Below are 6,399 nucleotides of genomic sequence, written 5' to 3'. Positions count from 1 at the left end.
CATGCGCCGGCCCGGTTCGAACCGCCCCGATGTTGCGGCCTCTACTCCGGTGCCCGCTGCCGCGCCCGGGCTATTACGTACCCTCGGCAAGATCCTTCGGCCCGCGTGGGATGTGCCGCCGGCGAGTGCGGTGCGCCTGGGCCTCAGGATGACAAGCTTTGGTGGTGCAAGGAGTTACGGCGACGGCCCGGGCTGACTCCCTTCCCCCGCGCAGTTTGCGGGGGAAGGGCTGGGGATGGGGGGCGCCGCGGCATGCGCCGCGATCAGCCCTCCCCCGCCTCGGCTTCTTGCGCTACCCGAGCCGCCGCAGCAGGTCGTCGATGTGCCCGAACCACTCGGCGGAATCGCCTTCTCCCCCCATCACCTTCAGCCCGGCCGAGGAGCGGATGCGCTGAACGGCGGCGCGGGCGCGCTCCGTCAGCCCGGGATCGGGCCGCGGGCGGGCGGACGCCAGCCAGTCGACGATCTCGCCCGGAAGGTCCGCGAGCGGGCGCCCATCGATGGCAGCAACCACCTCCGCGGCGGCGATGGCGACGGACGCATCCGCCTCGCCGGCCTCGCCTTCACCCGTGACGGCGGCGAACGCGGCGTCGATCGGGGTCAGGTCGCGCGCGTGCTCCAGGTCCGCCAGCCAATCCACCGCGTCGTCGTTGTCGAAGCTCCCCGCACCCCACGCTCCCATCCGTGTCTCCCGCTGGCGGTTCTTGTGGACCGGGACGGGTCACGTCCCCGGATAGTACGCATCCAACGGCACCCGCCGCCGGGTGAGCCGCGAAGTGACGAAGCTCGCCACCACCTGCACGCCGAAGACGGCCGCCAGGGTAATGGCCGGATCGCCGTCCGTTCCCACGTAGTAGACCGCCCCGCCGGTCGCGAGCATGCAGGCCGCCACGCCCACTCCCAGACGTCCCCGCCGTCCGCTCAGCCGGTGAACCGCCAGTGGCGTGAACAGGATGGCGGCTGCGGCACCCGCGTAGACCCAGCGCGTGTCTTCCGACGCCACGCCCATGCTCGCCAGGGCCCACGCGCCCACGAAGAGCGCCAGCGCCGTGCAGGTGACGATGAACTGCCACAACCCCTGGGCGAACCGGCGCATCACCCCGGGGCGGGGCGGCGGGTACGCGGGGGACGGATACGCGGCCGATGGCGCCGCGGACGACGGATATGCCGCCGGCGGCGCGGCTGACGGATACGCGGGCGGCGGCGCGTACATCGCCGGGGCGGGAATGGACGCGTGCCCCCGTACGGGCGGCTGCGTCTGCATCCGGGTCTCGTCGTCGGGCGACGGCTCCACCGAGACGGCGGCCGCGATAGGCGCGCGTGGCGGCCGCACGGCGGGGGGCGTGGTGGCCGACTCCCGCTGGGCTTCCGGGGACAGTGGCGGCGCGCCGGTGGAGAGGGCTTCGGCGAACTCGGCCGCGTCGCGAAAGCGCTGCGCCGGGTTCGGGGCCATGGACCGCTGCAGAGTTTCAACCACGGCTCGCGGCAGGTGCGGCGCGCGCTCCGGCAGCATGCGCACGGACTCGGCCGCCTCCATCGCCATCCGCCCCGCATCGGTGGCGGTAAACGGGCGCAGGCCGGTGAGCAGGTGGTACCCCACTGCCCCCAGGCTGAACACGTCGGAGGCGGGGGTGATGCGCTCCTCGCCGCGCATCTGCTCGGGCGAGGCGTACGCGGGGGAGAACGGCGCGCGTCCGTACTCGGTCAGCTGCGCCGCCGTCGCGCCCTCGTCTCCCGCCACCTGCGCAATGCCAAAATCCAGCACGCGAACGTGCAGATCGTCGGCGTGGTCGCCCGCCAGGAGGAAGAGGTTGCCCGGCTTCACGTCGCGGTGCACCATGCCGGCGCGGTGTCCGGCGGCGAGCCCGCGGGCCGCCTGGCGCAGGATGGAAAGCGACACGTGCGTGGGCGGCGGTCCGCTGCGCGCCAGGCGCATGGCCAGGTCTTCGCCGTGAAGCAGCTCCATCACCAGGAAGTCCAGCCCCAGCTCCTCGTCGGCGCCGAAGTCGTGGATGGCCACCACGTTGGGATGGTGAAGCGCGGCGGCGGCGCGCGCCTCGCGAAGGAAGCGGGCCTGCAGGCGCGCGTGCTCCGCGGGCTCGTGCGCCACGATGCCGATCACCTTTACGGCCACGGCGCGGCCCAGGCGCTCGTCGAGGGCGCGGTACACGGCGCCCATGCCGCCGCGCCCCACAACCGCCTCGATGCGATAGCGCCCGCACAGCGTGCGGCCGGTCAGCAGCCCCGCGATTCCGTACATCCGCCCGGTGGTGAAGGTGCCCGCCGACGCCCTGCGAATTGCGTGCGTGAGAATGACTTACGAGAGGTGCAGCGGATCGGTTTCGGCGTTGAACCGCTGGGCCGATTGCGGCAGCACAACCAATCTACTCCGATTCGGCGCCGTCCGGCACTGTGCCGGTGGTCCTCGCAGAGAGGAGCGCGCTAAGCATGCGTCCAACTTGTGGCGGGTCGGAACGGGTGATGGACACGATCGGCGTTCCGTGCCAGGCGGCGCATTCCTGGATGGCGTTCGCCACGTCGGCGGCGGCGCGGTCGCTCAGGCGCACGCCGGGTTCCAGGTACAGTGCCCGCACCGCAAAGATCCCCTCCTTGCGGTGCGCCTTGGCGTCCATCCGCCCGATCAACTGACCGCGCCGCAGGATAGGAAGCACGTAGTAGCCGAAGACGCGCCGGGGAGCCGGCGTGTAGCACTCCAGCCGGTAGTCGAAACCGAACATCTCGCTCGCGCGCACCCGGTCCCACACCAGCGGATCGAACGGGGAAAGCAGTGTGGTGAGCGTGGGCTTCAGGCGCCCCTCCGCCGCGGCGCGCGCGGCCGGCAGGTGGTCGGGGTGCACGTAGCCGGGCTCCTTCCATCCCTCTACCGCCACCTCGTGCAGCTCTCCGGATTGTGCCAGGCGTGGCGGGAGCAGCTTCGTCGCCGTCTTGCTGGTCCGGTAGTAATCGGCCACCCACTTGGCCTTCGCGACGCCCATCGCGCGGACCGCCCTGAGCGCCAGCGCGCGATCCACGGCGTCGGCCGGGGGCAGCTGGTCGTCGCTCCACGACGGCAGCACCCGCTCGCGCAGGTCGTAGATGCGCTGGAACCGGTCGCGCCGTCGGATCATCAGCTCGCCCGCGGTGAACAGGGCCTCCAGCATCCGCTTTTCGGGCTTCCAATCCCACCAGGTGCCGCCCTTCTCCAGCCGCTCGAAGTCGCTGGACCGCACCGCCCCGCGCTCGCGCACCAGTTCCAGGAGGCGCGCGGCGCTTTCCGGGTGCCGCTCCATCAGCGCGTGCGACCCTCGCCACCCGGCCCACGAAGGATCGAGCATGCGGCGGCGGAACAGGGGGTAGTCTTCGATGGGAAGGAAGCACGCCTCGTGCGCCCAGTACTCGAAGAGCTTTCCCTCGGCCAGCAGTAAATCCAGCCACTCCGGCCGATAGTCGCCCAGGCGCGACCACAGCACGAGGTACGGGCTGCGCGCCACGACGCTGATGGTGTCGATCTGCAGCGCGCCCATGCGGCGGATGGCCTCGAGGACGCCGGCCCTGGTGGCGCGGCGCCGCGGACGCCGGTCCAGCCCCTGCGCGGCCAGCATCAGCGCCCGCGCGGCGGATTGGGAGAGGCGGATATCGGTCACGCGCGGTGGCGGGTCGCGTTCGGGTGTGCAGTAATGCAGATGACGGCGCGCCAGGGAAGATGGTGCGGGAGAGGCAGAGCCTGTGCGCCGAGCGGAACGGCCGGCCCGGGCCTAGTCCTCGAATAATTCCTCGACCGGCAACCGCCATCCCGGCACCGCCGGCTCGGCGTCGGCAACCTCGCCGCGCTTGTAGACGTCGGCGCTCTCCGGGTCCGCGGCGCGGTACACGCGAATCACCTCCGCGCGCAACGCGTCCACGTCCCACACGACCTGGGTGCCGCAGTCGAAGTAGGCCGCGCGCTTCGCCGCCAGCCGCCGCTCCGCCGCGGGGCCGTAGTCCTCCGGACTGCGCACCTCCACGGCGAACAGCGGGACGCCGTCCACCATCTTGCCACCCGCGCGCGGACCAACATACCACGACGCGTCCGGCGAGAAGGAGCGCCGCGGCGAATGGATGAAGCCCAACCCGGCGGTGTAAGCCCGACCGCTCCCATAAGCCCGTTGGTGCGCCTTCAGGCTAGCGAAAATGTTGCCCGCGGCCGTGCCGTGCACATCTCCTCCGGGGCTCATGAGGACGATCCTCCCGTCCACGAGCTCCGCCTTGCCCTCGACCTTGTACAGGTCATCGATCGTGGCCTCACGTCCCAAAGGTGCGATCTTCATCGTTGCCTCCGTGGGTGCGTGAGGGAATCGGTCTGGTGATCCGACGCGCTTCAAAAGCGTACGATGCGGACGCGAAACCGTCAAGTCTGGACATCTCCCGCCACCGGCCGCACACTCCGCGCCGCCGCTACTCCTTCTTGCGCGGCCGACGGCGGGCGAGGCGCTCTTCGCGGCGCTGGCGGCCGCCCTCGAAGCGGCGCTTTTCCTCGTCCGTCTCGGGCAGCACGGGAGGAACGCGCACCGGCCGGCCGGTCTCGTCCAGGGCGACGAAGGTGGCGTAGCAGGTGTTGGTGTGCCGCTCGGTGCCGGTGATGGGGTTCTGCGCCATCACCTTCACCCCGATCTCCATGCTGGTGTTGCCCGTAAAGTTCACCGACGCGTGCGCAATCACCAGTTCGCCGATGTAGATGGGCTCGTTGAACTCCACCTCGTCGAAGCTCTTGGTGACCACGGGGCGCCCCGCGTGCTTCATGGCGCAGAACGCCGCGGCGCGGTCGATGAACCCCAGCAGCACCCCGCCGAAGAGGGTTCCCGCCACGTTCTGGCTTTGCGGCTCGGCCAGGTCGGCGAAGGTTACCTGCGACCCGCGCACGGGCCGGGGCACGTTGGGATCGGGCGGGGGCGTGTTCAGATAGATCTCTACCGGGCGAATCAGCCGGTTGTTCATACGATGTCCGTTCGATGGTGCTGGTTCATCCAGGCCCTGCTCAGGGTGCCAAGATCGCTCCCCTCCACCTGTCGCACAACCGAACGAGCGTTCGCCCGTGAGACCGTGATGGCACGCCGGCAGCAGGATGAACACAGGTTGGGCACGCGCGTTGCACCCTGGCGAAGCGGCAGGCTTTTCCGTTTCCGTCTCAGGGAGATAACCGTATGCAAATCAAGCGACTGCTGGCGATCGCCACTTTCGGGCTGGCGCTGGGCGCGTGCACCGCCGAGGTCGAGGACAAGGGCTCGCTCCCGGACGTGGACGTGAAGGGCGGCGAGGCTCCGTCGATCGACGTCGATCCCGCGAACGTGAACGTGGGCACCGACACGCAGACCGTGGTGACGCCGGACGTCAGCGTCACGCCCACCGAGGGCGCCGACAAGGACAAGTAGCACGCGGCTGGTTTCGCCGCACCGAGGCCCCGGCGGACGAGAGAGTCTGCCGGGGCCTCGTCTTTTCCCCGCCGCCTGGGACGCTTATCATCGCTTCTCCGAACCGCGTCCCCCTGCGTTCCTCCGCACTATATGGACAACCGATCCCTGGGCCTGCTGATCGTGGGGCTCGGCGCGGCGATCGTCATCGTGGGGCTGCTGGTGATGACGGGCGCGCTGGGCTGGGTGGGGCGCCTGCCGGGCGACATCCGCATCGAGAACGGCAGCACGCGCGTCTACTTTCCCATCGTCACGATGATCGTCGTTTCCGTGGTGCTGAGCCTGGTGCTGGCCGTCGCGCGCCGCTTCTTCTGATCGCACGCTTTCCGTGACCTGGCAGATCTGGATCGATACCGGCGGCACCTTTACGGATTGCCTGGCGCTGGACCCGGCGGGGACGCTTCGCCGTGCCAAGGTGCTCAGCAGCAGTGCTCTCCGTGGCGTGATCCGTTCCGTAGTCGCACCGGACGTGCTGACGATCGGCGAGGAGTGGGGCGCGGCGCCGGGCGTGGTGGACGGGCTGGAGCTGCGGCTTCTCGGGGTCGATGGCGCCGCCGCCCGCATCCGCTCGTACGACCCGGCGACGGGGACGGCGCGGCTGGATGGGCCGCTGGCGGACGCGGCGCCGGGTGCCGCGGTGGAGGTTCGATCCTTGGAGGAGGCGCCCATCCTGGGCGCGCGGCTGGTGACGGGCACCCGCGCGGACGCCCCGCTCCCGCTGCTGGCGATGCGGCTGGCGACCACGCGCGGGACCAACGCGCTGCTGGAGCGGCGGGGCGCGCCCACGGCGCTGTTCATCACCCGCGGCTTCGGCGACCTGCTGCGGATTGGCACGCAGCAGCGGCCGGACCTGTTCGCGCTGAACGTGTGCACCTCCGAGCCGCTGTACGCCACCGCCGTCGAGGTCGCGGAGCGGCTGGCGGCGGACGGGTCGGTCCTGGAGCCATTGGAC

General features: G+C 70.8%; 8 protein-coding genes. 3 read left to right on the top strand and 5 right to left on the bottom strand.

Translation table 11 applies throughout. The features are described 5' to 3' along the window. Window positions 1–292: 292 nt before the first annotated feature. The 5 genes from VIB55_RS19775 to VIB55_RS19755 all read right to left on the bottom strand — a co-directional run bounded on the left by VIB55_RS19775 (window position 293) and on the right by VIB55_RS19755 (window position 4,974). The gene (locus VIB55_RS19775) at window positions 293–682 is read right to left on the bottom strand and encodes a DUF4259 domain-containing protein (protein WP_331878394.1); all 390 of its coding nucleotides are present in this window, start codon (window positions 680–682) and stop codon (window positions 293–295) included. Window positions 683–721: 39 nt separating this feature from the next. Beyond that, window positions 722–2,260: a serine/threonine-protein kinase gene (locus tag VIB55_RS19770; protein ID WP_331878393.1), complete on the bottom strand. Its 1,539-nt coding sequence runs from the start codon at window positions 2,258–2,260 to the stop codon at window positions 722–724. A 124-nt stretch (window positions 2,261–2,384) separates the two neighbouring features. After that, window positions 2,385–3,644 carry a winged helix-turn-helix domain-containing protein gene (locus VIB55_RS19765; protein WP_331878392.1) on the bottom strand — a complete coding sequence of 420 codons (1,260 nt, stop codon included), beginning with the start codon at window positions 3,642–3,644 and terminating at the stop codon, window positions 2,385–2,387. A gap of 111 nt (window positions 3,645–3,755) precedes the next feature. Then, on the bottom strand, window positions 3,756–4,307 hold the full coding sequence (locus VIB55_RS19760) for a Uma2 family endonuclease (RefSeq protein WP_331878391.1): 552 nt from the start codon (window positions 4,305–4,307) through the stop codon (window positions 3,756–3,758). Between the two features lie 127 nt (window positions 4,308–4,434). Further along, window positions 4,435–4,974, bottom strand: coding sequence for an acyl-CoA thioesterase (locus tag VIB55_RS19755; RefSeq protein WP_331878390.1), 540 nt, complete (start codon window positions 4,972–4,974; stop codon window positions 4,435–4,437). Between the two features lie 206 nt (window positions 4,975–5,180). Here VIB55_RS19755 and VIB55_RS19750 point away from each other — a divergent pair, with 206 nt between their 5' ends. The 3 genes from VIB55_RS19750 to VIB55_RS19740 all read left to right on the top strand — a co-directional run. After that, a complete protein-coding gene (locus VIB55_RS19750) occupies window positions 5,181–5,408 on the top strand; it encodes a hypothetical protein (protein WP_331878389.1) in 228 nt (75 codons plus the stop codon). A gap of 132 nt (window positions 5,409–5,540) precedes the next feature. Further along, window positions 5,541–5,762, top strand: a complete 222-nt coding sequence (locus VIB55_RS19745) for a DUF2905 domain-containing protein (protein ID WP_331878388.1) — start codon at window positions 5,541–5,543, stop codon at window positions 5,760–5,762. Window positions 5,763–5,775: 13 nt separating this feature from the next. Further along, a partial coding sequence (locus VIB55_RS19740) for a hydantoinase/oxoprolinase N-terminal domain-containing protein (RefSeq protein ID WP_331878387.1) occupies window positions 5,776–6,399 on the top strand: 624 nt, incomplete at its 3' end.

Origin of the sequence: Longimicrobium sp. (genome assembly GCF_036554565.1) — a bacterium.
In the GTDB taxonomy this organism is placed as follows: Bacteria; Gemmatimonadota; Gemmatimonadetes; order Longimicrobiales; family Longimicrobiaceae; genus Longimicrobium.
The sequence above is the reverse complement of the archived record's forward strand: the minus strand, read 5'-3'. Positions and strand labels throughout refer to the sequence as shown.